This window comes from Flavobacterium chuncheonense (assembly GCF_042686145.1).
Classification (GTDB): domain Bacteria; phylum Bacteroidota; class Bacteroidia; order Flavobacteriales; family Flavobacteriaceae; genus Flavobacterium; species Flavobacterium chuncheonense.
The window spans coordinates 701,812-725,113 of record NZ_JBHUPC010000013.1; the positions used below are offsets into that span (position 1 = coordinate 701,812).

The following is a 23,302-nucleotide window of genomic DNA, read 5'->3' on the forward strand; positions in this document are numbered from 1 at the left end:
TATTTCAATTGAATAAGAAATGAGCGGTATCTATATCCATATTCCATTTTGCAAGCAAGCCTGTCATTATTGTGATTTTCATTTTTCGACTAATTTGAAGAAGAAAGACGAAATGGTTTTAACTTTGGTAAAAGAATTGGAACTGCGAAAAAGTGAGTTTCAGAACGAGGCTGTTGCAACGATTTATTTTGGTGGCGGTACTCCAAGCTTGCTATCGGTTGAAGAAATTCAGCTATTAATTGATTCCGTTTATAAGAATTACAAAGTTGTTGATCATCCTGAAATTACGCTAGAAGCCAATCCTGATGATTTGTCAGCAGAACGTATAATAGCATTTTCTAAAACACCAATAAACCGATTGTCAATTGGAATTCAGTCGTTTTTTGAAGACGATTTAAAAATGATGAATCGGGCGCATAATGCAGATGAAGCTAAAAAATGTTTGGAAATTGCAACGCAATATTTTGATAATATTTCATTGGATTTAATTTACGGTATACCGGATGCAAGTAATGAAAAGTGGCAACAAAATATTGAGACTGCTTTATCGTTTGGGATACCTCATATTTCCAGTTATGCCTTAACGGTTGAACCCAAAACGGCTTTGGATAAATTTATTCAAAAGGGAATTATAAAAGCACCTAGTGATGAATTGGCTTCTGAACAGTTTTATATTTTGGTAGATACCTTACACAAGAACGGATTTGTACATTATGAATTATCAAATTTTGGTAAACCCGATTATTTTTCCAAAAACAATTCGGCGTATTGGTTGGGTAAAAAGTATATTGGGATAGGACCATCGGCTCATAGTTATGATGGGACCAATCGAGGATGGAACGTTTCAAATAATACGCTGTATTTAAAATCAATTCAAAGTAATATTCTGCCGATTGAAATAGAAAAGTTGACTAAAATAGATCGTTATAACGAATATATTATGACCGGATTGCGCACCATTTGGGGTGTTTCTATGATTCGTATTGAACAGGAATTCGGGAAAGATTTTTTAGACTATCTCAATACAACTAGCAAGAAATTTATCAAGGACGAGTTGCTTATTGTGGAACAAGGAATTTTGAAAACCACTTCAAAAGGCAAGTTCCTGTGCGATGGTATTGCGAGTGATTTGTTTAAAGTGGGTTAAGAAAACTTTACTTACTATTAAAAAGCCCTGCTAATAAATTTATTGCGCCAGTTAACAATGCACCTTCGAAGGAATCAGTTGCATTTGGGTTGAACGAATCCATTTTTACAGTAGCGATTAAATTTTCTGGAATTATAGAAGAATTTTTATATTCTATTTTATTGTTGTAAACCGTAAAATTATCATTCATCATAGTGGTTCTGTTGTAGATAGAGAAATCATTTTTGTTGTAAAATTGCAACTGAGTGAATGTATAAGTTGGCTTGTTGAAATTAAAAGATTTCATAATTGTAGAAGTATATTGTTGAGGCTGAAATGTAACAACATCCTCCTGCGTATGTTGTGCAAACAAGCAAACATTTGAAATAAGTAACGATGCAATCAATAATTTCTTCATTTGTAGTATCTTTAGAACCTTAATGTTACAGTAAATTTAATTATTTTTTTGAAAACTACAATCTTACATCAGCATAATTCGTACGAATTAGATTTGTCGAAACCACTTGATATTTCGTTACCTTTAACTAACAATGCAGATAACCCTATAGCATGGTATCAAAATGCTCCGGAGATTAAACCTGTAACCATGGGCGACTGGATTGGTAAAGTTTCGGAAGGGAAGTCTTCAACCAATTTCAATAATATATTTTTCAATCCTCACGCACATGGAACGCATACAGAATGTTTGGGTCATATTACGCGTGAATTTTATAGTGTTAATCAATGTTTAAAGCAATTCTTTTTTAAAGCAGAAGTAATTTCAATTGTTCCAGAGCGTATTGATGAGGATTTAGTTATTTCCAAAACACAAATTGAAAAGGCACTTGAAGGGAAAAATTTAGAGGCTATTGTGATTCGTACAATGCCTAATTCAGAGAGTAAAAAGCATTTGAATTATTCGAATACCAATCCACCTTATTTAGCGGAAGAAGCGGCTGTTTTAATTCGTGAAAAAGGAATCAAACATTTGCTGATTGATTTGCCAAGTGTAGATAAAGAACATGATGAAGGAAAGCTATTGGCACATAAAGCATTCTGGAATGTAAAAGACGTAAACCAATTAAACGATGATGCAAGATTGGATTGTACGATTACAGAAATGATTTATGTAGCAGATGACATTACAGATGGTAGTTATATGCTAAATCTGCAAATTGCTTCTTTTGAAAACGATGCATCACCAAGTAAGCCTGTTTTGTATAAAATCATGAACTAAACTATGGATATTCAACAGTTGTATGAATTTTGCTTGAGTAAAAAGGGGGTAACCGAACATTTTCCGTTTGATGAAGACACTTTAGTTTTTAAAGTTGGGGGTAAAATGTTTTGTTTAACGTCTTTGCGCGAATGGGAAAATGGTACACCATCGTTGAATTTAAAGTGTAATCCCGAGCGTGCTATTGCACTACGAGAACAATATGAAGCTGTAAAGCCGGGTTATCATATGAGCAAAGTGCATTGGAACACCGTTTCAGTTCACTCAGATGTATCTTCTAAACTCTTAATAGAACTCATTAATCATTCTTACGATTTGGTTTTTGATAGTTTAACCCAAAAAACACAAGAAGTCATAAAAAAAGAAGCCTAAATGGCTTCTTTTTTTATAATTGCTTTTTCTGTTTTGCCACAAAACCATCGGCTTGCAATTTTAATAATTCAGTGGCTTTTTGCTTTTTATAATGGTACAACTCTTGATTATTTTTGATATCAGCGTAAATTGTGTCATAAATTTCAGCATCTGTTTTACGTTGTAACTCACTTTGATATTTGTTTTGTGCCAATACATTTACAGCAACAAGTTCATAATCTTCAATTTTGAAATCGTATTCCCCTTTTGGAGCCAATAATTTAGCTATAATTGGAGCAGTTTCGATGGCAAAAAATAATAACATGATAAACAAAGAGGGTATAAGCGGTAATTTATTAAGAGCGTTTATTCGTGCCATTAGCCCTCCAAAGTTGTCAATAATAGGTTGGGTATCTTGAATTTTTTTATCCAAATTGGATTGAATGGTTTTAGCTTCAGCTTCTAAGCTTTTAATTTTTTGCATATTGATGGCTTTCAACGTGTCCAACTCCTTTAAAGCCATATCGTGCTTTTCTCTTTTTTCCTTGTAAACAGGTCCTTTGCCAAGTTTCTTAGTGCCAGAAGTTCCTTCTGCTTCAGTAATGTAAGTGTTATACAAACTATTGACTTCACTTTCTTTTTTCAGAATATCCGATTTTAAACTATCAATTTTTGCTTGATTTTGTTCTAGATCTTTTTTGAAAAAATCGGTTACTTGACTTTTGTTTTGAATTGCCAAATCATTTTTTTCTTTTAATAAAACGGTATTGATTTCTTTCTCAAAGATTTTGATTTCTAAAGGTTTTGAAATGACAATCGCAATAATTATCGCAAGCATTATTCTAGGGAAAGCTTGAAGTAGTTCCATCTTAAATTGATCCCTTTTTTTAATGGTAGATACAATGTAACGATCCAAGTTGAAAATCAATAGCCCCCAAACGAATCCGAAGCCTATCGCCATATAAACATTATCAAAAACTGAAAATAGGGCATAACTAGCTGCAATGAATGCCATGATAGCAGTGAAGAAAACGGTTGCGCCAATACCCGCATATTTGTTTTGCTCGGCGTTGGAGCAAGAGTTGATGAGGTTCTTATCGGCTCCAGAACATAGGATGAAAAAATTTTTTAACATGATGATTGATTTTTGATTTTCCCAACTGCGCTCCAAACAATTTGGCTCCGCCTCGGGTGATGATTGATTAAGTACAAATTTAACGCTAATTGTTTAAAATTGTTGCTAAAATATTGAAAATAAGTTTATTGAAAATAAAAAAGCCTCACATATCGTGAGGCTTTAAATCTAAATTTTATCAGATTAATATCTGTAATATTCCGGTTTGTAAGGACCTTCAACAGTAACCCCAATATATTTTGCTTGGTCTTCTGATAAAGTTTCTAATTCAACCCCAATTTTAGCCAAGTGTAATGCTGCTACTTTTTCATCTAAGTGTTTTGGTAACATATATACTTTGTTTTCGTAAGCTTCAGTGTTAGTCCATAATTCTAACTGTGCCAATGTTTGGTTAGTAAAGGAATTACTCATTACAAAACTAGGGTGTCCTGTTGCACAACCTAAGTTTACCAAACGTCCTTCAGCTAAAATAATGATGTCATTACCGTTTACATTGTATTTATCAACTTGAGGTTTGATTTCTACTTTTGAAGCACCATGGTTTTTGTTTAACCACGCCATATCAATTTCGTTATCAAAGTGTCCGATATTACAAACGATAGTTTTGTCTTTCATTTTTTCAAAATGGCGACCTACCACGATATCTTTATTTCCTGTAGTTGTAATTACGATATCAGCGTTACCAACAACAGTGTCTAATTTTTTAACTTCAAATCCGTCCATTGCTGCTTGTAAAGCACAGATAGGATCAATTTCGGTAACTGTTACAATTGAACCAGCTCCACGGAAAGATGCAGCAGTACCTTTACCTACGTCACCGTATCCACAAACAACCACTCTTTTACCAGCTAACATAACGTCAGTAGCACGACGAATAGCGTCAACAGCTGATTCTTTACATCCGTATTTGTTGTCAAATTTTGATTTTGTAACCGAATCATTCACGTTGATAGCAGGAATGTGTAACGTTCCGTTTTCCATTCTTTCATATAAACGGTGAACTCCAGTTGTAGTTTCTTCCGATAAACCTTTAATTCCTTTGATTAATTCTGGGTAACGGTCAAAAACCATATTGGTTAAATCACCACCATCATCCAAAATCATGTTTAACGGTTGACGATCTTCTCCAAAGAATAAAGTTTGTTCAATACACCAGTCAAATTCTTCTTCGTTCATACCTTTCCAAGCATAAACTGGAATACCTGCAGCAGCAATAGCAGCAGCAGCGTGATCTTGGGTAGAGAAAATATTACAAGAACTCCAAGTTACATCTGCACCAAGAGCTACTAAAGTTTCAATTAAAACTGCAGTTTGAATGGTCATGTGTAAACATCCTGCAATACGAGCACCTTTTAAAGGTTGGCTAGCACCAAATTCAGCTCTTAAAGCCATTAAACCTGGCATTTCAGCTTCTGCTAATTCAATTTCTTTTCTTCCCCAGTCAGCTAAAGTGATATCTTTAACTTTGTAAGGTACATAAGGAATAGTGTTTGTACTCATCTATAGTATATATTTGTGTTTTTTAATTTAAAGAGTGCAAAGTTAGGTAATTCCTTTTTAATTCGTAAATTAATTCACTTATTTTGTGAAATGTTTAATAGTATAATGCTTTGAAATTCAGTATCATAATTAATGCCTCTATATAAAAAAATACAAGTAAACAATTCGACTACCGTTTTTGTGTGGAAAATTGAAGAAGATTTTAATTGGCTATTCCGCCATGTGGAATTAAGAGATGTTTCACTAGCGCGATTGGAAAAAATGAAGTCGGAAAGTCACCAAAGAGGTTTTTTGAGTGTGCGGCATTTGTTGCATGAAGCAGGATATACCGATTTTGATTTGTTTTATGACGAGAATGGGAAACCCAATTTGAAAGATGGTTGTCATATTTCCATAACCCATTCTCATAATTTTTCAGCTATTATCGTTTCAAAAGAAAACGTTGGTATTGACTTGGAATTGCAACGAGATAAAATTGTTCGCATTGCTGATAAATTTATCGATTACGAATTTGAATACTTGGATAAAGAAGCTGCAGAGTATATTCGAAAACTTACTGTGATTTGGGCAATAAAAGAAGCTAAATACAAGATGTGTAATTCGAAAAGTTTGAGTTTTAAGGATAACATGAAAGTAATAGCTTTTCAATTAAATGATTCTAAAGGGACTGCATTCATAAAACAAAATGACTTTGAGAAAAGTTTTATGTTTTCTTTTGAAGAGTTTGAAAATTTCACTTTGGTGTATGCATTAGAAAATTAAGAGCTGATTTAAAAGCTGCTCTTAGAAGTACAACAATTTCAATATGAATTTTGTTTCAATCAAGTCTGTTTCAGTAATAAAACTCTATTTTTACCAAAATTATAAGCTTTAAAATGAATTTTTACGGAGCAATTTTACAAGCTAAAATTGAAAATAAGAGATTATTAGCAGTTTTGTTAGATCCAGATAAATTGGATGAGACTTCATTAGATAAAATAATTGAAAAGATTAATACGTCACCCGCAACACATATTTTGGTTGGTGGAAGTACGTATTGTGGTAATTCGCTAGATGTATTTGTTTTGAATTTAAAAGCCAATACAAATTTACCAGTGTTTTTATTTCCAGGAAATTATAAGCAAATTTCAAATGAAGCGGATGGAATTCTTTTTTTAAGTTTAATGTCAGGACGTAATCCCGATTATTTAGTTGAACACCAAATTAAGGCTGTTCCATTTTTGGAAAAATCAAGATTAGAAATCATGCCTACGGCTTATTTGTTAATAGAAAGCGGTGCTGAAACCACAGTAGAACGAGTAAGCAAAACCCGTCCAATAGCACGTACTGATGTTGAATTGGTATGTCAAACAGCTAAAGCGGGCGAATATTTAGGACAACAATTGGTTTATTTAGAAGCAGGAAGTGGTGCGCAACAAGCAGTACCTTATGAAATGATTCAAGCCGTATCGCAAAAATTGACAATTCCTTTAATTGTAGGAGGAGGAATTCGATCTAAAAAAGGTATTGATGATGCGTTTAATGCGGGAGCCGATATGGTAGTTATAGGAACAGCTTTTGAGAATGACAATACTTTTTTTGAATCATGTTAGAATTTTTATTTGCGCAATATAAAGGGTATGAAACAATTGACATTGTATTAGAAATAATAGCTGTAGTTTTTGGCTTAATAAGCGTTTTGTGTGCTAAGAAAAATAATATTTGGGTATATCCTACAGGCTTGATTAGTACCATCATATATGTCTATTTGTTGCTAAAATGGGGGTTGATAGGAGACATGCTTATTAATGGGTATTATACTATAATGAGCGTATACGGATGGTACATGTGGACCAGAAAAAAGGAAGGTGCGGTTGAATATCCTATTTCGTGGACTACAAAAAAAGAAGGAAGAATTGCAGCTGTAATTTTTTCCATAACAATTCTTTTTGTAATATTGGTTTATCATTGGTTTGAAAAATTTAATGACTGGACAGCTTATGTAGACACATTTACCACAGGAATATTTTTCGTAGGGATGTGGCTTATGGCAAAACGAAAAATTGAAAACTGGTTGTTTTGGATTGTGGGTGATGCTATTTCGGTGCCATTGTACTTCTATAAAGGATTTACTTTTTCTAGCTTTCAGTTTATAATATTTACATTTATTGCCGTTTTAGGTTATATAGAATGGAAGAGAAATTTACAAAAAGCGATCTCGCTTTAATTCAAAATAAAGGTATATCAATACAACAATTGGAAAAACAATTTCATTATTATGCAAATGGAATTGAAAAGATTGTATTGGTTAAACCAGCTTTAATAGGAGATGGAATTATAAAACTCTCCAGCGAAGAGTCTGAAAAATATCAAGAAGTTTTTGATACTCATAAAGCAAGTACTTCAATTATAAAATTTGTTCCTGCCTCAGGCGCTGCAACCCGAATGTTTAAGTTTTTGTTAGAGTTCTTAAACGATTTTAAAAAGGGAGAAGAGTCTATTAATGCTTATATTAACAGAACCAATAATAAAGAACTTTCGGTATTCTTAGTAGGGATTAAGAAGTTTCCATTTTACAATGATTTATTAAAAGTAACTAAAGCATTATATGATGGATTTGATAGTTTGAATCCTGATGAGAAGTATTATATATTGATAGAGACACTTTTATCGCCAGCAGGATTTGATTTTTCCAATAAGCCTAAAGCTATTTTACCCTTTCACGTAAAATCAGGTAAGCAAGTTACGCCAATTGAGGACCATCTTAAAGAGGCGATTTATTATAAGTCTGGAAATGTAGCGCCACATGTCCATTTTACCATTTCAAAGGAACATCAGGAGTCTTTTGATACGATAGCCAATCAGTTTGATGATTTTGTAGTTACTTTTTCGTACCAACATGAAGCTACAGATACAATAGCAGTGCAACCTGATAATACACCTTTTAGACTCGATGATAATCAATTGTTCTTTAGACCCGGTGGACATGGTGCTTTAATTGAAAATTTAAACGCATTAGAAGCAGATTTAATTTTTGTAAAAAACATTGATAATGTCTCTCAGAATCATATGAAAGATATTATTGCCAACAAAAAAATGATTGGAGGTTTGCTTTTTGAAATTCAAAATAAAGTTTTTGAATATTTAAAAATTTTAGAAGGACAAAAAGTGGACGCTGATATTATGAATGAAATTATTGCTTTCGCTTCAAAAACTATAAATGTTGTATTTCCTTTAGATTTTGAAAAGTTTAAAAAAGAGTATAAAATTGAATTTCTGATGGAGGTTTTAAACCGTCCAATCCGTGTTTGCGGAATGGTTAAAAATGAAGGAGAGCCAGGTGGAGGTCCTTTTTGGATTAAAGATTCAGAAGGTAATATTTCTCTACAAATTGTTGAAGGATCTCAAATGGATACGACCAATGAAATGCAAGAAAGAATTATACAAAAAGCAACACACTTTAATCCAGTTGATATTGTTTGCGGAGTGAAAAACTACAAAGGAGAGAAGTTTAATTTGAAAGAATTTGTAGATGAAAATTCAGGATTCATCGTTTCGAAAAGTAAAAATGGAAAGCCTTTAAAGTCGTTTGAATTACCCGGTTTATGGAACGGTGCAATGGCTTTTTGGAATACTATTTTTGTAGAAGTTGATTTGATTACATTTAATCCTGTAAAAACGGTAAACGATTTATTAAAACCAGCACATCAGCCTGAGGATGAATAAAGAAGTTTTATTGTCCGAATTGCAATTTAAAGCTGTTCGAAGTAGTGGTGCAGGGGGACAAAATGTAAACAAAGTGGCCTCAAAAGTAGTTTTGAATTTTGAGGTTGACAAATCACTTGGCCTTTCCGAATCAGAGCGTAGTTTGTTGAAAGAAAAATTAGCTTCAAAATTGACACAAGACTATGTGTTGATTTTGAGTTGCGATGAAGATCGAAGCCAAGTTAAAAACAAGAAGATTGTTGTGAAACGCTTTTTTTCAATTTTAGAAAAGGGTCTTCACAAATCTAAAGTTAGAAAGGAAACCAAAATTCCAAAGGCTGTTAAAGAGAAACGACTACATGCCAAAAAGGTGATGAGTGTTTTGAAACAAAACAGAAGAAATCCAAAACTTTAGTTTTTACTTGGAAGATTAAATTAAAGCGTCATATCTTTGCAGCGTCTCAAAGGGGTGCTCCAAATAACGAGCTGAGATTATACCCATGGAACCTGGGCAGGTAATGCTGCCAAGGAATACGATACAGTCTTATATGGGAATTGTGTCTGAAATATTTCAATAAATTTTAAAAATGAATAATTACCCCTTTTATTCGTATAACATTACGAATGAAAACTTTATTCAAAAAAGCAGTAACAAAGTATGCATTACTTTTTACATTAGGAGTTCTGCCGTTTATGGCTAATGCACAGGTAGTGCAACCTCAAGATTCTATTAAAACAACCCAACTTGATGAGGTTTTAGTGTCTGCAGTGCGTGCCACTTCAAAAGACCCAGTGAGTTTTACTAATGTGTCGAAAGGGGAACTGCAAGAGCGTAATCTTGGACAAGATATTCCTATTTTGTTGAATTATTTGCCTTCTGTAGTAACGACTACTGATGCAGGTAATGGTGTAGGATATACAGGGATTCGTGTAAGAGGTAGTGATGCAACTCGTGTTAACATCACCATTAATGGTATTCCGTATAACGATTCAGAATCTCATGGTACCTATTGGGTTAACATGCCTGATTTTGCTTCGTCTTTGGAAAGTATTCAATTGCAAAGAGGCGTTGGTACTTCAACCAATGGTTCGGGTGCTTTTGGTGCTAGTTTGAATATGCTTACCGATTTAGCTTCAGAAAAGGCAAGTGGAGAAATAGCCAATTCATTTGGAAGTTTTAATACTCGAAAACATACTGTTAAGTTTAGTACCGGTAAAATGGACAAGGGTTTTGAGCTTTCAGGAAGGGTTTCTAATATCCATTCAGATGGTTATGTGGATCGCGCTTCTTCAGATTTAAAATCGTATTTCTTACAAGGTGCTTTTCTTGGGAAGTCAACTTTGATTAAGGCTTTAGCTTTTGGTGGAACAGAAAAAACGTATCAATCTTGGAACGGAGTAGATTTGGATACTTATAATTCAGATCCTACTTTCAACTCTGCGGGGATGTATACTGATGAGTTTGGAAATACACAATATTATGATAATGAAACGGATAATTACCAACAAGACCATTATCAATTGCATTGGAATGAAAAATGGGGCGTTAATTGGACTACCAATTTAGCAGTTCACTATACCAAAGGGAAAGGGTATTATGAAAATTATAAAGAGGATGAGTTATTTGAAGATTATGGAATGACAGCCGTTGCTGATCAAACTACAACAGATTTAATTCGTCAAAAATGGTTGGATAACGATTTTTATGGGACTACATTCTCTGCAAATTACACGCGCAATAATTTTGATTTTATTCTGGGTGGAGCTTGGAATAAATATGAGGGGGATCACTTTGGAAAAGTTATTTGGGCTAGATATGCTTCTACAAGTGAACTGGGAGATAAATATTATGATGATTACGGAATTAAAACCGATGGAAATATTTTTGCAAAAGCAACTTATACTTTTTCAAATGGTTTAGGTTTATATGCAGATATGCAATACCGTAACGTAAATTATAAAGCGAATGGTGTTCAAGCGTATTTAGTAAATGATAATTTCAACTTTTTTAATCCAAAAGGAGGAATAACGTATAAGTTTTCAAATAATAGTAATCTTTATTTGTCTTATGCACGTGCACACAGAGAGCCTAATAGAACCGATTATGAAAACGGAACGCCAAAACCAGAGCAGTTGGACGATTTTGAATTGGGTTGGAGATGGAATACATCAAGAAGTACTTTAAGTGTAAACGGTTATTATATGTTGTATAAAGACCAATTGGTTTTAACAGGAGAGCTGGATAATGTAGGAGCACCAATACGTAGAAATAGTGGTGATAGTTACCGATTGGGCTTGGAAGTTGAGGCAAATTTAGCGTTAACCCAAAAATGGTTTTTAGCTCCAAATATTGCCATAAGTAGAAATGAGAATATTGATTTCTATTCGGATGCTTCGGGAGATTTAGAAAATATTGGAGATACTAAAATTGCGTATTCACCTGAAATTATTGTTGGAAATCGTTTGGTATTTAAACCGATTGAGCAATTGCAATTGGGCTTATTGTCAAAATTTGTAGGAGAGCAATATCTGAATAACGTGGAAGATGATAGAGGGATGTTACCCGATTATTTTGTAAATGATTTTAATGCAATTTACAATTTACCTTTAAATAAGTTTGCTAAAGAAGTTGTGCTAACTTTAAATGTAAACAACATATTGAATAGAAAATATGCTTCAAATGCGGCAGATTATGGTTGGGGATATGTATATTATTATCCGCAAGCAGGTTCAAACTTTATGTTGGGTGCTACTATCAAATTTTAGTCGCTTAATCATCAATATATATTTAACCAAAAAGCTCCTTCAAAGGAGCTTTTTGGTTAATTGTAGACTTTTATATGTGTATCATCAATAATTTGAACGCGATATTGTAACATTGGATATTGCTGGTTTGGGGCTTGACCCGAATACAGGCTATATTCAACTTCATCACAAGGACAAACTGCTTTTATACCATTAAGTTCCATAGTTGAACAGCTGGTTATGGCTTGGTTGGGACAAGTAGCATCAAATGCTAAGTAACCTGAACCGGTGTTTAAAACGAAAATTTTACTGCTTATTCCAACACCTACTTCATAATATTCTATTGCATTGCCAGCATATAATAATTGGCTGTATGACGGAAAATTCAAATTGATAGTAGATGAACTAAAACGATATGTCGGTAAATATGGATTGTTATTGTTAACAGAATCTTTTGAACATCCAAGGATGAAAATAAAGCAAAAACTTAAAAATAGGATTTTTTTCATAGCATAAATTGTAAGCGACAATATTAAAAATTATTATCTTCTAAAATTAAAAACTAAAATATATATTTAAAAATATTTAGTATATTTGTTTTGAAGAATCCCCGTTCCTGTGGGATTTTTTCTATTTATATAAACGATTATTTAATAAAAAAAGTATAAGCCATCAAAGGCTATCAAAAGATAAAGGAGGAGCAATTATGAGCGCAGTATCGTATTACACAGCAGAAGGATTAAAGAAATTAAGAGAAGAAGTAGAGCACTTAAAAAGTGTAGAGCGTCCAAAAGCATCACAGGCTATTGCAGAAGCTAGAGATAAAGGAGATTTGTCTGAGAATGCAGAATATGATGCAGCAAAAGAAGCACAAGGATTATTGGAAATGAAAATTTCTAAAATGGAAGAGCTTTTGGCAAATGCAAGATTAATAGATGAATCACAATTGGATGTTTCTAAAGTATTGGTTTTATCAACTGTAAGAATTAAAAACCAAACCAATGGTATGGAAATGAAATATACATTGGTAGCGGAAAGTGAAGCTGATTTGAAAACTGGAAAAATTTCAGTAACCTCGCCTATTGGTAAAGGTTTGTTAGGGAAAAAAGTGGGTGAAATTGCTGAGGTAAAAGTGCCTAATGGAACTATGAATTTTGAGATTTTAGAAATTACAAGAGACTAATCATGGCATCAATTTTTACAAAAATTGTTAATGGTGAAATACCATGTTATAAAATAGCTGAAGATGAAAATTTTTTAGCCTTTTTAGATGTAAATCCAAATACTGCAGGACATACCTTATGTATTCCAAAACAAGAAATCAATAAGATTTTTGATATGGACGAGGAGTTGTACATGGGATTAATGGCTTTTTCACGTAAAGTAGCAAAAGCACTAGAAAAGACTATTGCTTGTAAACGTATTGGAGTAGCTGTTGTGGGCTTAGAAGTACCGCATGTACACGTGCATTTAATTCCATTACACGATATGGATGATATGCGTTTCCAACGTAAAGTTACTTTAGAAAAAGAAGAGTTTGAAAAAATAGCGCATGATGTAGCGGCTAATTTATAGAAGTGAAAAATCCCGACTATCGGGATTTTTTTATGCTTGTTTTTTATAGCTTATCTGAATGGTTGTTCCTTTTCCTATTTCAGAGTGAGTAACTCTAATCCTTCCTTTATGGTAATCTTCAACAATTCTTTTAGTCAATGAAAGTCCAAGACCCCATCCTCTTTTCTTGGTTGTAAAACCAGGTTCGAAAATTTTAGAGAATTGATTTTTTGGAATACCTTTTCCGGTATCTGAAATTTTTATTTTCACCACATGAGCAGTTTCTTCAATTGCGATGCTTAAATCTCCTCTACCTTTCATAGCATCAATGGCATTTTTAACCAAATTTTCAATTGTCCAACTGTGAAGTGCGGGATTGTTTTTTACATAAATAGGATGCTCTGGTGCGGAAAAGGAAAAAGAAACTTGTTTAGAAACTCTTGATTTTAAATATTCAAACGAGTTTTTAGTTTCTTCAATAATGTCTAAAGGTTCTAAGACGGGTTCACTTCCAATTTTTGAAAAACGTTCCGTAATGGTTTGTAATCGATTAATATCTTTTTCAATTTCTGCTATAGTACTTTCCTCAATGTCTTCTAATTTTAATAACTCCAACCATCCTATTAAAGAGGAGAGTGGGGTACCTATCTGATGGGCTGTTTCTTTTGCCATACCTGCCCATAATTTATTTTGAGTAGCCATTTTTGACGCTCTATAGAAATTATAAACTACAGCGCCAAAGAGGACAATGATTAGTACCAACGCCATCGGGTAGTACTTTAATTTATTTAGTAGTGGTGAGTTTCCGTAATATACTAATTGGTAACTATTCTCCGAAAACTCTATTTTAATGGGTTCATTTTCCGTCTCGATTTTATTTAATAAATCATATAAAGCGATACTGTCTTTGGTTATTTCTTCTGCAATGTTATTATTATTGATAATCATCCCACTGTCATTAGTAAGAATCATTGGTATTGAAGTATTAGATTTAATAATTTCAAAGAGAAGCTCTGCATCAGTATGTTCATTAGCATTGGCAAGTTTTTTTTGAGCTAAAATCCATAATTCTACTTTTGTCTTTTCATCATTTTTAAAGATTTGAAAAAAATTATAGGTATTCCAAAGTATAAGGGATACGATAAAAAAAGATGCAGTTATAATGAGCCAACGTATAATATCACGTTTTTTTGAAAATTTCATAAGTTGTATTTGTTAGTAAAAATAATAAAAATGTATGAACTTACTCTTTGAATAAAAGGGTTCAAAAAAGTATCTTTGTAAAAATCTATATTTATATGTTATCAATTGATCCAAAAGAAATTGCTCCAGCAAAATTGCAAGGGTATTTACAAAGTGCTGTAGCGCCTCGTCCTATTGCATTTGCTAGTACTTTAGATGAAAACGGTGTGCCAAATTTATCGCCTTTCAGCTTTTTCAATGTTTTCAGTTCAAATCCTCCAATTTTAATTTTTTCGCCAGCGCGTAGAGTTAGGAATAATACGGTTAAGCATACTTTAATTAACGCAGAATATTCAAAAGAAGTTGTTATTAATGTTGTAAATTATGACATTGTACAACAAATGTCGTTATCGAGTACGGAATATCCAGATGGAGTAAATGAATTTGAAAAATCAGGATTAACGATGGTGCCATCAGATGTGGTAAAGCCTTTTAGAGTAGCTGAGAGTCCGGTGCAATTTGAGTGTAAAGTAAACGATGTTGTAGCTTTAGGAGATCAAGGAGGAGCGGGTAATTTGGTTATTTGTGAAGTGGTTAAAATCCATATCAATGAAGCTATTTTAGATGAAAATGGTACTATTGATCAGCATAAAATCGATTTGGTAGCCCGCATGGGAGGTAACTGGTATTCACGTTCAAATGTTGGTATGTTTGAAGTAGAAAAACCTTTGACAACACTAGGAATAGGTGTAGATGCTGTCCCAGCTGTAGTGAAAGAAAGTGCTATTTTTGACGGTAACGATTTGGGTAAATTAGGGAATATAGAAGCAGTACCAACTGATGAAGAAATTGCTATATTTGTAAAAGACAACTTTGAAGTGAAAGCTGTTTTAAGCAGTGATGATGAACAAAAGAAGTTACAATTAGTAAAAGACCTATTAGAGAAAAATGAAACAATTAGCGCTTGGAAAGTGCTATTGGCAAAATAATAAATATTTTATAAGAGATGGAAGTAACAGGAAGAGTAAAAGTAATTAACCCAGTACAACAAATTAGTGCATCTTTCAAAAAAAGAGAGATTGTCGTAACGACTGAAGAGCAATATCCTCAACACATCATGATTGAGTTTACACAAGATAAAACCGATTTGTTGAATAATTATGCGCCAGGAGAACAAGTTAAAGTATCTATCAATTTAAGAGGTAGAGAATGGGTTAATCCACAAGGAGAAACAAAATATTTTAATACTATTCAAGGTTGGAGAATTGAGAAAATGCAACAAGAAATGGCTGCTCCATCTCAAATGCCTCCAATGCCAGCTGCTGATGCTTTTGAACCAGCAACTAACTTTAATGAAGACGAACACGACGATTTACCATTTTAATCGTAAATAGTTAAAATTATAAATACAAAAACCATTCATAATGTAATAATTAAGAATGGTTTTTTTAATGAAACAGTCTTTTACTTTTTTCTGAATATGCATTTTATATCGAAAGAATTGTATTTTCCTCCAGTTGAATCGGCTACTGTTGATGGCATTGTTGCCATAGGAGGTGATCTGTCTCCAGAGCGCCTTTTATTAGCCTACAGGAGTGGAATTTTTCCTTGGTTTGAAGACGATGAGCCTATAATGTGGTGGAGTCCTCCAGAAAGGATGGTTTTGTTTTTTGAAGATTTAAAGATTTCGAAGAGTATGCGCAATGTACTCAATCAAAAAAAGTTTACAATAACTTTTAATGTTGCTTTTCGAGAAGTAATTACCAATTGTAAAAAGATTGCACGCAAAGACCAACCGGGAACTTGGATAACCGATGATATGGTGGAAGCGTATTGCAACTTAAACAGAATGGGAATTGCAAAAAGTGTTGAGGTTTGGCAAGAAGGGAAATTAGTCGGTGGATTATATGGTGTCGATTTAGGAAACATTTTTTGTGGGGAAAGCATGTTTTCTCACGTTTCAAATGCGAGTAAGGTTGCTTTTATTTATTTGGCACAATATCTTGAACAAAAGCAATATCGCTTACTCGACTGCCAAGTGTATAATGATCATTTGGCTACATTAGGTTGCGTAGAAATTGAGCGTGAAGATTTCATTACCATCCTACAAGCCTAATCATTTTAAGATACTATTTGAATTAATATTTTAATTTGACAAAGTTATGTTCTAAAGTACTGAACAAGACCAATTCGTTTTGAAGCGTTGGTAGTCCAATTATTAACTTCAGCGTTTCATGTGCCATCATGGTTCCAATCATTCCAGGTAAAGTGCCGAGTACTCCATTTAAACTGCAATTGGGAACGTCTTCAGGGTTTGGTGGTTCTGGGAATATATCTCTGAGGTTTTTACTATTTTTATGATTGAAAATGGCAAGTTGTCCTTCAAAGCCTAAAATGCTTCCATAAACTAAAGGTTTGTCCAGTGCGACACAAGTATCGTTGACTAAGTAACGCGTTTCAAAATTATCAGAACCATCTACTATAACATCAAAATCTTTTAAAATATTTGAAACATTGTGGTCGGCTAATTTCTCTTCAAAAGCGAGTACTTGAATCAAGGGATTCAGCTTTTCTATTGTTGCCTTTGCAATTGTAGCTTTTGACTCTCCAATTTGTGGTTCGGTATACAAAATTTGGCGGTGTAAATTATGAAGTTCAATTTTATCAAAATCAACTATTCCTATAGTGCCCACACCAGCTGTTGCTATATACTGTAAAATAGGGCAACCTAAACCGCCTGCACCAATGACTAAAACTTTTGCTTTTTTTAGTTTTTCTTGTCCTTCAAAACCTATTTCGGGCAACATTACTTGACGGTTGTAACGTAAAAAATCTTGGATTATACTCATTTTACTTTTCGAATTGTTCAATTTTTGGACTAAAACTTTTTTCCCAATCTTTCCAAACGGGTTCGTAGCCTTTACTTGTAATAATAGAGGCAATTTCTGCAACAGAACGTTCGTCGCTAATCTCAAATTGTTCTAAAGATTGCGGATCAACAACATAGCCACCAGGATTGGTTTTTGAGCCTGCACTCATACTTGTGGTGCCTATTGGAATAATATTGTCTCTGAATTTTTCATTTTCACGCGTTGAAATGGAAATTTCCAAATCTTCATTCCACAATCGATAGGCACAGATAAGTTGTGTTAAATCTTTGTCATCCATAATGAAATTTGGCTCAATAATACCTTCCGCTGGACGCAATCTTGGAAATGAAACAGCATATTTGGTTTGCCAATATGTTTTTTGCAAATAGTCCAAATGCAGAGCATTGAAGAAGCTGTCTGTTCGCCAATCTTCAAGGCCAAGTAAAACACCTAAACCAATTTTATGAATACCTGCTTTTCCAATGCGGTCTGGCGTGTCCAATCGGAAATCGAAGTTTGATTTTTTTCCTTTGGTATGGTACTGTTTGTAAACTTCTTTATGATACGTCTCTTGATAAACCAAAACAGAATACACACCCGCTTGATGCAACTTTTCGTACTCATCTTGAGAAAGTGGTTGTACTTCAATAGAAATAATAGAGAAGTCTTTTTTTATTTGGTCGATTGCCTTTAAAAAGTAATGAATATTTACCGTGTAGTTGGCTTCACCTGTAACCAATAACACATGATTAAATCCTAACTTTTTAATCGCCTCAACTTCAATAGCGATTTCATTTGGGTTTAGTGTTTTACGTTTTATTTTATTGTTTAGGCTGAATCCACAATACGTACAAATGTTTTGACACTCATTACTTAAATACATCGGGGTGTACATTTGTATGGTTTTCCCAAAGCGCTTTTGTGTCAATTGATGACTTTCTTGTGCCATTCGTTCCAAATGAGGTTGTGCCGCCGGAGAAATTAAAGCAATAAAATCATCTAGATTTTTTTTCTTTTTTGACAATGCAAGTTCAACATCCTTTGCAGTAGTAGCATAAATTTTTTGGGTAATATCGTCCCAATTGTATTGCTCAAAAACGGTTTTAAATGTTTTCATAAATTGGTTAACCTTAGAAGTTTTTATTCGTACAGAAAAGCGGTTAATGGACTTGAAGCTACAGCATTTTTATACTGTTGTCCTAATTGAGCTTCAAAAGCTTTACGCCCCGATGTCACGGCTTCTTTAAACGCTTCTGCCATAAGTTTTGGATTTCCTGCTACAGCAATTGCTGTATTCACTAGAACGGCGTCAGCTCCAATTTCCATGGCTTTTGCAGCATCTGAAGGGGCACCAATTCCAGCATCGACAATTACAGGGACATTACTTTGTTCGATGATGATTTCTAAGAAATCGATAGTTTTTAATCCTTTGTTACTTCCAATAGGAGAACCTAAAGGCATTACAGCAGCAGTTCCAGCATCTTCTAATCGTTTGCATAAAACAGGATCAGCATGTATGTACGGTAAAACAATAAAGCCCAATTTAGCCAATTCTTCCGTTGCTTTTAAAGTTTCAATAGCATCAGGCATTAAGTATTTTGGATCAGGGTGTATTTCTAATTTTAGCCAGTTGGTTTCCAATGCTTCACGAGCTAGTTGTGCTGCAAAAACAGCTTCTTTAGCATTTCGTGCACCCGACGTATTGGGTAGTAAATTAATTCTTGGATGTTTTAAATGTGATAAAATAGCATCGGTTTCAGTTTCAAGATCAACTCGTTTTAAAGCAACAGTTACCAATTCGCTTTCAGAAGCCAAAATCGCTTCTTCCATTTGGATATTGGATCCAAATTTACCTGTACCTAAAAAGAGGCGGGAGTTAAAAGTTTTGTCTCCTATGTTAAATGTTGTCATGTAATTTTTCGTTTAGTTGGTTTATTAATTCGCTTGTTTTCTCGCTTTTATTGATTAATCCAGAAAGCGCAATTCCGTAAATTCCTGTCTGCATTAAAGGTTCAATGTTTTCCAGAGTAATTCCGCCAATGGCATAAATTGGGATTTCGATATGCTTGGAAATTAATTTTTCTATTATGTTGTGATAACCTTCTAATCCTAAAATTGGACTTAAATTGGCTTTGGTTGATGTAAATTGAAAAGGTCCTAATCCAATATAATCACATTTTTCCTCAACTCTTTGAAGAACATCTTCTAAAGTGTTTGCTGTTCCACCAATTATTTTCGAATTACCTAATATACCTCTAGCGTAATCAATTTTCATATCGGTTAAACCCAAATGGACGCCATCAGCATCAATGTCTTTGGCTAGTTGTACATTGTCATTGATGATGAAAGTGGCATTGTAATTTGCGCAAAGTTCTTTTATGGATTTTGCTAAAGTGAACAAATCTTCAGGAGTACTTTTTTTAAAGCGTAACTGTATCCATTTGCATCCATTCTGCAAAGCCTTTTGGATGTTTTGTGTTTGTTCTTCAACGGTATTCCCGTCGGAAATATATTGTAAACGATTATACATAGTGATGTCCTAATTGTGATGGAGTTGAGGATAAAAAATTTTCGGTATATTTTTTAGCATTTTGACAGGCTAATAAGAGGTCTTGATCCAAACTTAAATTGGCTGTTATGGCAGCCGATAGCACACAACCCGAGCCATGTTTTGGAAAAATAGTTGTGTTTTTCGGAGTCAGATTGATAATTTCGTTTTTTAAGTATAAGTAATCAGTTCCTTTTTCAGTTGGGTGGTGACCGCCTTTTAAAAATACATTACAATGCTGCGATAGCTTTTTTGCTATTTTTTCTGCAGAATTTTCAGAAGTGTTTAATTTTAAAATTTCATTGTAGTTTGGCGTTATCACTTCTATTTTATCCAATATTGCAATCAAAACCTTTTGATTTTTAATGGATAAAAAATCAAATTCTGTCGTTGATTTTAAAACGGTATCCCATACAATTTTTGTTTCAGGGGATATATTTTTGATGAGCGAAACAATTTGTGTCAAGTTTTCTAATGACGAAACAACACCTATTTTAACTGCTTTTATGTTATAAGTTCTAAATAAGGTTTCAATAGATTGTAAAATAAAATCTATACGAGTCCAATCAATAGCTAGAAAATTATTTTCGGTTTGTATGGTGTTAGCGGTATTGATGGCTAATCCATAAACCTGATGTTGTTCAAAGGTTTTGATGTCTGCCAAAACTCCCGCTCCAGCAGATGGGTCAAATCCAGCAATACTTAGTGTGAAAGGGCGATTTGTCGACATGCTATAAAGTTTTCTGTAGGTTTTGCGGTGTTCCAAATAGTTCCTAATAAAGCCACATCATCAAAGCCATTTTCAAGTGTAAGTAAAATATTTTCGGTTGTAATCCCTCCCAAAGCGACAAGCTTAGTGTTGAAATTGCTTCGTTTTGTTAAGCTCTCACTAAGGTTAATTTTACTACTATATTCTGGTTTTGAAATGCTAGTGTAAACAGGACTTAGAAAAGCATAATTAAAACCAAAAGGGAGTTGATTAAAGACTTCAATTGAATGTACAGATGTTGAGAGTTGAATCCCTTTTTTTGTATGATTTACAATTTCTTCTTTGCTAATTTCCAATCTTTTTTTTTCAGGATAATGCAGATTTTTTATTCCTTCGTTTTCAGCTAAACAATGGTGACTATGCAAGACTAAATTGTCACGATATTTTTGGTCTATTCCGTTTATATAAACTTTCATCTCCGATTCACTAAAATTCGGTTTTCGAATATGAAACAACTCCATTCCATTCTCGAAAAGAGAATGGATGGTGTTGATTTCATCTGATTTCTTAATAGGATTTGAAATTATAATCATTAAGTTGTTAGCTATAGATTTCTTTTCCTTGTTCAATAAACTCTTCCGATTTGGCAACCATACCTTTCTCTGCTTCTGCTACATCACGGATTTCTTGAGATATTTTCATTGAGCAGAATTTAGGTCCACACATCGAGCAAAAATGCGCTACTTTTGCTCCGTCTGCAGGAAGTGTTTCATCGTGAAATTCTCTTGCAGTATCCGGATCTAAAGCTAGATTAAATTGGTCTTCCCATCGGAATTCAAATCGGGCTTTGCTTAAAGCATTATCTCTGTATTGTGCTCCCGGATGTCCTTTTGCTAAGTCGGCAGCATGAGCAGCAATTTTATAAGTTATTACACCATCCTTAACATCTTTTTTATTAGGGAGTCCTAAGTGTTCTTTTGGAGTTACATAACACAACATAGCACAGCCATACCAACCAATCATTGCAGCACCAATGGCTGAAGTAATATGATCGTAACCTGGAGCGATATCAGTTGTTAAAGGGCCAAGTGTGTAAAATGGAGCTTCTGAACAATGTTCTAATTGTTTGTCCATGTTTTCTTTAATCATGTGCATAGGTACATGTCCTGGACCTTCTATGAATACTTGAACATCGTGCTTCCATGCAATTTTGGTCAATTCACCTAAAGTTTCCAATTCTGCAAATTGTGCAGCATCATTTGCATCGGCAATAGAGCCAGGGCGTAATCCATCTCCCAATGAGAAAGCCACGTCGTATTGTTTCATGATTTCGCAAATCTCTTCAAAATGGGTATATAAGAAATTTTCTTTATGGTGGAACAAACACCATTTTGCCATAATAGAGCCACCGCGTGAAACGATACCCGTTACACGATTTGCTGTTAAATGAATGTATCGTAAGAGTACACCTGCATGGATGGTAAAATAAGAAACTCCTTGTTCTGCTTGTTCAATAAGTGTATCCCTGAATATTTCCCACGTTAGGTTTTCTGCAACTCCTTTTACTTTTTCTAAGGCTTGATAAATGGGTACAGTTCCAATTGGTACTGGAGAATTACGGATAATCCATTCTCTGGTTTCGTGTATGTTTTTACCCGTTGATAAATCCATAATAGTATCGGCTCCCCAGCGACATGCCCAAACTGCTTTTTCTACTTCTTCTTCGATAGAGGAAGTTACCGCACTATTGCCAATATTCGCATTGATTTTTACCAAAAAGTTACGACCAACAATCATGGGCTCACTTTCTGGATGGTTAATGTTATTTGGGATGATAGCGCGACCCGCTGCTACTTCTGAACGTACAAATTCTGGAGTGATTTTGTTTTTGGGTGTATTGGCTCCAAAACTATGCCCAGCATGTTGACATTGCATTGCTTTTTGAGCTGTTTCGAGTTGTTCAATGCGTTGGTTTTCTCGAATAGCAATGTACTCCATTTCAGGGGTAATAATACCCTTTTTTGCGTAATGTAATTGTGTTACATTGCTTCCTTTTTTGGCACGCATTGGTTTGTGAAGGTATTCGAAACGCAGATTATTTAATGTTTTGTCAGCTAGACGTTCTTTTCCATAATCGGATGAGATTTCAGTAAGCTCTTCCACATCATTACGTTCTAAAATCCATTCTTCACGTAAACGGGGTAATCCTCTGCGGACGTTAATATCAATATTAGGATCTGTGTAAGGACCTGATGTATCGTATACAGTTACTGGTGGATTTTTTTCAACTCCTCCTTTGGCTAGTTTTGTATCGGATAACTGAATTTCGCGCATGGCTACTTTAATCGGGTGAATTTCGCCATTAATGTAAACTTTCCTTGAATTTGGAAAGGGCTCTCTTGAAATTTGCTCGTTTTTATTCATAATTGGAATTTTTTAACCGCCTTGCGTTGCAGTTATGATTAGTATTTCATCGTTTTGATTAAGAAGAAATGAATCCCAATTATTCCTAGCTATAATTTTTTGGTTTATAGCTACAGCAATTCCATTTTGTTTAGAAGGTAATTCTAAATCCAATAGTTCTTGGATTGTAATTTGATTACAATCGAATTGTTTGATGTTGTTGTTGATTTTTAGTTCCATTCCTAATTGTATTTTGGG

Annotated in this window: 27 protein-coding genes; 14 read left to right on the top strand and 13 right to left on the bottom strand. The window is 34.0% G+C overall.

Annotated features, from left to right (window positions below; all coding sequences use genetic code 11):
* The first annotated feature begins 19 nt into the window (after positions 1-19).
* Positions 20-1,147 carry a radical SAM family heme chaperone HemW gene (gene hemW, locus ACFS5J_RS10730; protein ID WP_379812158.1) on the top strand — a complete coding sequence of 376 codons (1,128 nt, stop codon included), beginning with the start codon at positions 20-22 and terminating at the stop codon, positions 1,145-1,147.
* Between the two features lie 7 nt (positions 1,148-1,154).
* Here hemW and ACFS5J_RS10735 read toward each other — a convergent pair whose 3' ends face one another.
* Positions 1,155-1,544, bottom strand: coding sequence for a hypothetical protein (locus tag ACFS5J_RS10735; RefSeq protein ID WP_379812159.1), 390 nt, complete (start codon positions 1,542-1,544; stop codon positions 1,155-1,157).
* A 48-nt stretch (positions 1,545-1,592) separates the two neighbouring features.
* On the opposite strand from ACFS5J_RS10735, the gene ACFS5J_RS10740 reads away from it, so the two are divergent.
* Positions 1,593-2,363, top strand: coding sequence for a cyclase family protein (locus tag ACFS5J_RS10740; RefSeq protein ID WP_379812160.1), 771 nt, complete (start codon positions 1,593-1,595; stop codon positions 2,361-2,363).
* Positions 2,364-2,366: 3 nt separating this feature from the next.
* Positions 2,367-2,735, top strand: a complete 369-nt coding sequence (locus tag ACFS5J_RS10745) for an MmcQ/YjbR family DNA-binding protein (RefSeq protein ID WP_379812161.1) — start codon at positions 2,367-2,369, stop codon at positions 2,733-2,735.
* Positions 2,736-2,748: 13 nt separating this feature from the next.
* Here the strand turns inward: ACFS5J_RS10745 and ACFS5J_RS10750 are convergent, their stop codons facing one another.
* The gene (locus ACFS5J_RS10750) at positions 2,749-3,849 is read right to left on the bottom strand and encodes a DUF4407 domain-containing protein (RefSeq protein WP_379812162.1); all 1,101 of its coding nucleotides are present in this window, start codon (positions 3,847-3,849) and stop codon (positions 2,749-2,751) included.
* Between the two features lie 183 nt (positions 3,850-4,032).
* Complete coding sequence (gene ahcY, locus ACFS5J_RS10755) at positions 4,033-5,349, bottom strand: adenosylhomocysteinase (RefSeq protein WP_379812163.1); 1,317 nt, start codon at positions 5,347-5,349, stop codon at positions 4,033-4,035.
* A gap of 132 nt (positions 5,350-5,481) precedes the next feature.
* On the opposite strand from ahcY, the gene ACFS5J_RS10760 reads away from it, so the two are divergent.
* The 6 genes from ACFS5J_RS10760 (at position 5,482) to ACFS5J_RS10785 (ending at position 11,799) form a co-directional block, all read left to right on the top strand.
* Positions 5,482-6,111, top strand: a complete 630-nt coding sequence (locus ACFS5J_RS10760) for a 4'-phosphopantetheinyl transferase family protein (RefSeq protein WP_379812164.1) — start codon at positions 5,482-5,484, stop codon at positions 6,109-6,111.
* A gap of 113 nt (positions 6,112-6,224) precedes the next feature.
* Positions 6,225-6,941 (top strand): geranylgeranylglyceryl/heptaprenylglyceryl phosphate synthase, encoded by a 717-nt coding sequence (locus tag ACFS5J_RS10765; RefSeq protein ID WP_379812165.1) that lies wholly within the window; start codon positions 6,225-6,227, stop codon positions 6,939-6,941.
* A complete protein-coding gene (gene pnuC / locus ACFS5J_RS10770; protein ID WP_379812166.1) occupies positions 6,935-7,555 on the top strand; it encodes a nicotinamide riboside transporter PnuC in 621 nt (206 codons plus the stop codon). Before ACFS5J_RS10765 ends, pnuC begins: the two co-directional genes overlap by 7 nt.
* Positions 7,519-9,054 (top strand): DUF4301 family protein, encoded by a 1,536-nt coding sequence (locus ACFS5J_RS10775; protein ID WP_379812168.1) that lies wholly within the window; start codon positions 7,519-7,521, stop codon positions 9,052-9,054. The genes pnuC and ACFS5J_RS10775 overlap by 37 nt, the downstream gene beginning before the upstream one ends.
* Positions 9,047-9,448 (top strand): alternative ribosome rescue aminoacyl-tRNA hydrolase ArfB, encoded by a 402-nt coding sequence (arfB, locus tag ACFS5J_RS10780; RefSeq protein WP_379812169.1) that lies wholly within the window; start codon positions 9,047-9,049, stop codon positions 9,446-9,448. Before ACFS5J_RS10775 ends, arfB begins: the two co-directional genes overlap by 8 nt.
* 209 nt (positions 9,449-9,657) lie before the next feature.
* Positions 9,658-11,799: a TonB-dependent receptor gene (locus ACFS5J_RS10785; RefSeq protein ID WP_379812170.1), complete on the top strand. Its 2,142-nt coding sequence runs from the start codon at positions 9,658-9,660 to the stop codon at positions 11,797-11,799.
* Between the two features lie 56 nt (positions 11,800-11,855).
* Here ACFS5J_RS10785 and ACFS5J_RS10790 read toward each other — a convergent pair whose 3' ends face one another.
* Entirely contained in the window at positions 11,856-12,287 is a 432-nt protein-coding gene (locus ACFS5J_RS10790; RefSeq protein WP_379812171.1) for a hypothetical protein, read from the bottom strand.
* 197 nt (positions 12,288-12,484) lie between these two features.
* Here ACFS5J_RS10790 and greA point away from each other — a divergent pair, with 197 nt between their 5' ends.
* Together greA and ACFS5J_RS10800 are read left to right on the top strand one after the other, a co-directional pair.
* A complete protein-coding gene (greA, locus tag ACFS5J_RS10795; RefSeq protein WP_379812173.1) occupies positions 12,485-12,961 on the top strand; it encodes a transcription elongation factor GreA in 477 nt (158 codons plus the stop codon).
* Between the two features lie 2 nt (positions 12,962-12,963).
* A complete protein-coding gene (locus ACFS5J_RS10800) occupies positions 12,964-13,353 on the top strand; it encodes an HIT family protein (RefSeq protein WP_379812174.1) in 390 nt (129 codons plus the stop codon).
* A gap of 30 nt (positions 13,354-13,383) precedes the next feature.
* Here the strand turns inward: ACFS5J_RS10800 and ACFS5J_RS10805 are convergent, their stop codons facing one another.
* Positions 13,384-14,535, bottom strand: coding sequence for a sensor histidine kinase (locus tag ACFS5J_RS10805; protein ID WP_379812175.1), 1,152 nt, complete (start codon positions 14,533-14,535; stop codon positions 13,384-13,386).
* 95 nt (positions 14,536-14,630) lie between these two features.
* Here ACFS5J_RS10805 and ACFS5J_RS10810 point away from each other — a divergent pair, with 95 nt between their 5' ends.
* From ACFS5J_RS10810 to aat, 3 genes are all read left to right on the top strand, one after another.
* Positions 14,631-15,503: a flavin reductase family protein gene (locus ACFS5J_RS10810; RefSeq protein WP_379812176.1), complete on the top strand. Its 873-nt coding sequence runs from the start codon at positions 14,631-14,633 to the stop codon at positions 15,501-15,503.
* Between the two features lie 17 nt (positions 15,504-15,520).
* Entirely contained in the window at positions 15,521-15,898 is a 378-nt protein-coding gene (locus ACFS5J_RS10815; RefSeq protein ID WP_379812177.1) for a DUF3127 domain-containing protein, read from the top strand.
* Positions 15,899-15,994: 96 nt separating this feature from the next.
* Positions 15,995-16,630, top strand: coding sequence for a leucyl/phenylalanyl-tRNA--protein transferase (gene aat, locus ACFS5J_RS10820; RefSeq protein ID WP_379812178.1), 636 nt, complete (start codon positions 15,995-15,997; stop codon positions 16,628-16,630).
* Between the two features lie 22 nt (positions 16,631-16,652).
* Here aat and ACFS5J_RS10825 read toward each other — a convergent pair whose 3' ends face one another.
* From ACFS5J_RS10825 to thiS, 8 genes are read right to left on the bottom strand one after another with little or no spacing between them, the layout of a single operon-like run.
* Positions 16,653-17,363, bottom strand: a complete 711-nt coding sequence (locus ACFS5J_RS10825) for a HesA/MoeB/ThiF family protein (protein WP_379812179.1) — start codon at positions 17,361-17,363, stop codon at positions 16,653-16,655.
* 1 nt (position 17,364) lies between these two features.
* Positions 17,365-18,501, bottom strand: a complete 1,137-nt coding sequence (gene thiH, locus ACFS5J_RS10830; RefSeq protein WP_379812180.1) for a 2-iminoacetate synthase ThiH — start codon at positions 18,499-18,501, stop codon at positions 17,365-17,367.
* Positions 18,502-18,524: 23 nt separating this feature from the next.
* On the bottom strand, positions 18,525-19,295 hold the full coding sequence (locus tag ACFS5J_RS10835; protein ID WP_379812181.1) for a thiazole synthase: 771 nt from the start codon (positions 19,293-19,295) through the stop codon (positions 18,525-18,527).
* Entirely contained in the window at positions 19,282-19,914 is a 633-nt protein-coding gene (locus tag ACFS5J_RS10840; RefSeq protein ID WP_379812182.1) for a thiamine phosphate synthase, read from the bottom strand. The genes ACFS5J_RS10835 and ACFS5J_RS10840 overlap by 14 nt, the downstream gene beginning before the upstream one ends.
* The gene (locus ACFS5J_RS10845; protein WP_379812183.1) at positions 19,907-20,662 is read right to left on the bottom strand and encodes a hydroxymethylpyrimidine/phosphomethylpyrimidine kinase; all 756 of its coding nucleotides are present in this window, start codon (positions 20,660-20,662) and stop codon (positions 19,907-19,909) included. The genes ACFS5J_RS10840 and ACFS5J_RS10845 overlap by 8 nt, the downstream gene beginning before the upstream one ends.
* The gene (locus ACFS5J_RS10850) at positions 20,635-21,234 is read right to left on the bottom strand and encodes a thiamine phosphate synthase (protein WP_379812184.1); all 600 of its coding nucleotides are present in this window, start codon (positions 21,232-21,234) and stop codon (positions 20,635-20,637) included. The genes ACFS5J_RS10845 and ACFS5J_RS10850 overlap by 28 nt, the downstream gene beginning before the upstream one ends.
* A 7-nt stretch (positions 21,235-21,241) precedes the next feature.
* On the bottom strand, positions 21,242-23,065 hold the full coding sequence (gene thiC / locus ACFS5J_RS10855; protein ID WP_379812185.1) for a phosphomethylpyrimidine synthase ThiC: 1,824 nt from the start codon (positions 23,063-23,065) through the stop codon (positions 21,242-21,244).
* Between the two features lie 12 nt (positions 23,066-23,077).
* Positions 23,078-23,284 (bottom strand): sulfur carrier protein ThiS, encoded by a 207-nt coding sequence (gene thiS, locus ACFS5J_RS10860; protein ID WP_379812186.1) that lies wholly within the window; start codon positions 23,282-23,284, stop codon positions 23,078-23,080.
* Positions 23,285-23,302 lie beyond the last annotated feature (18 nt).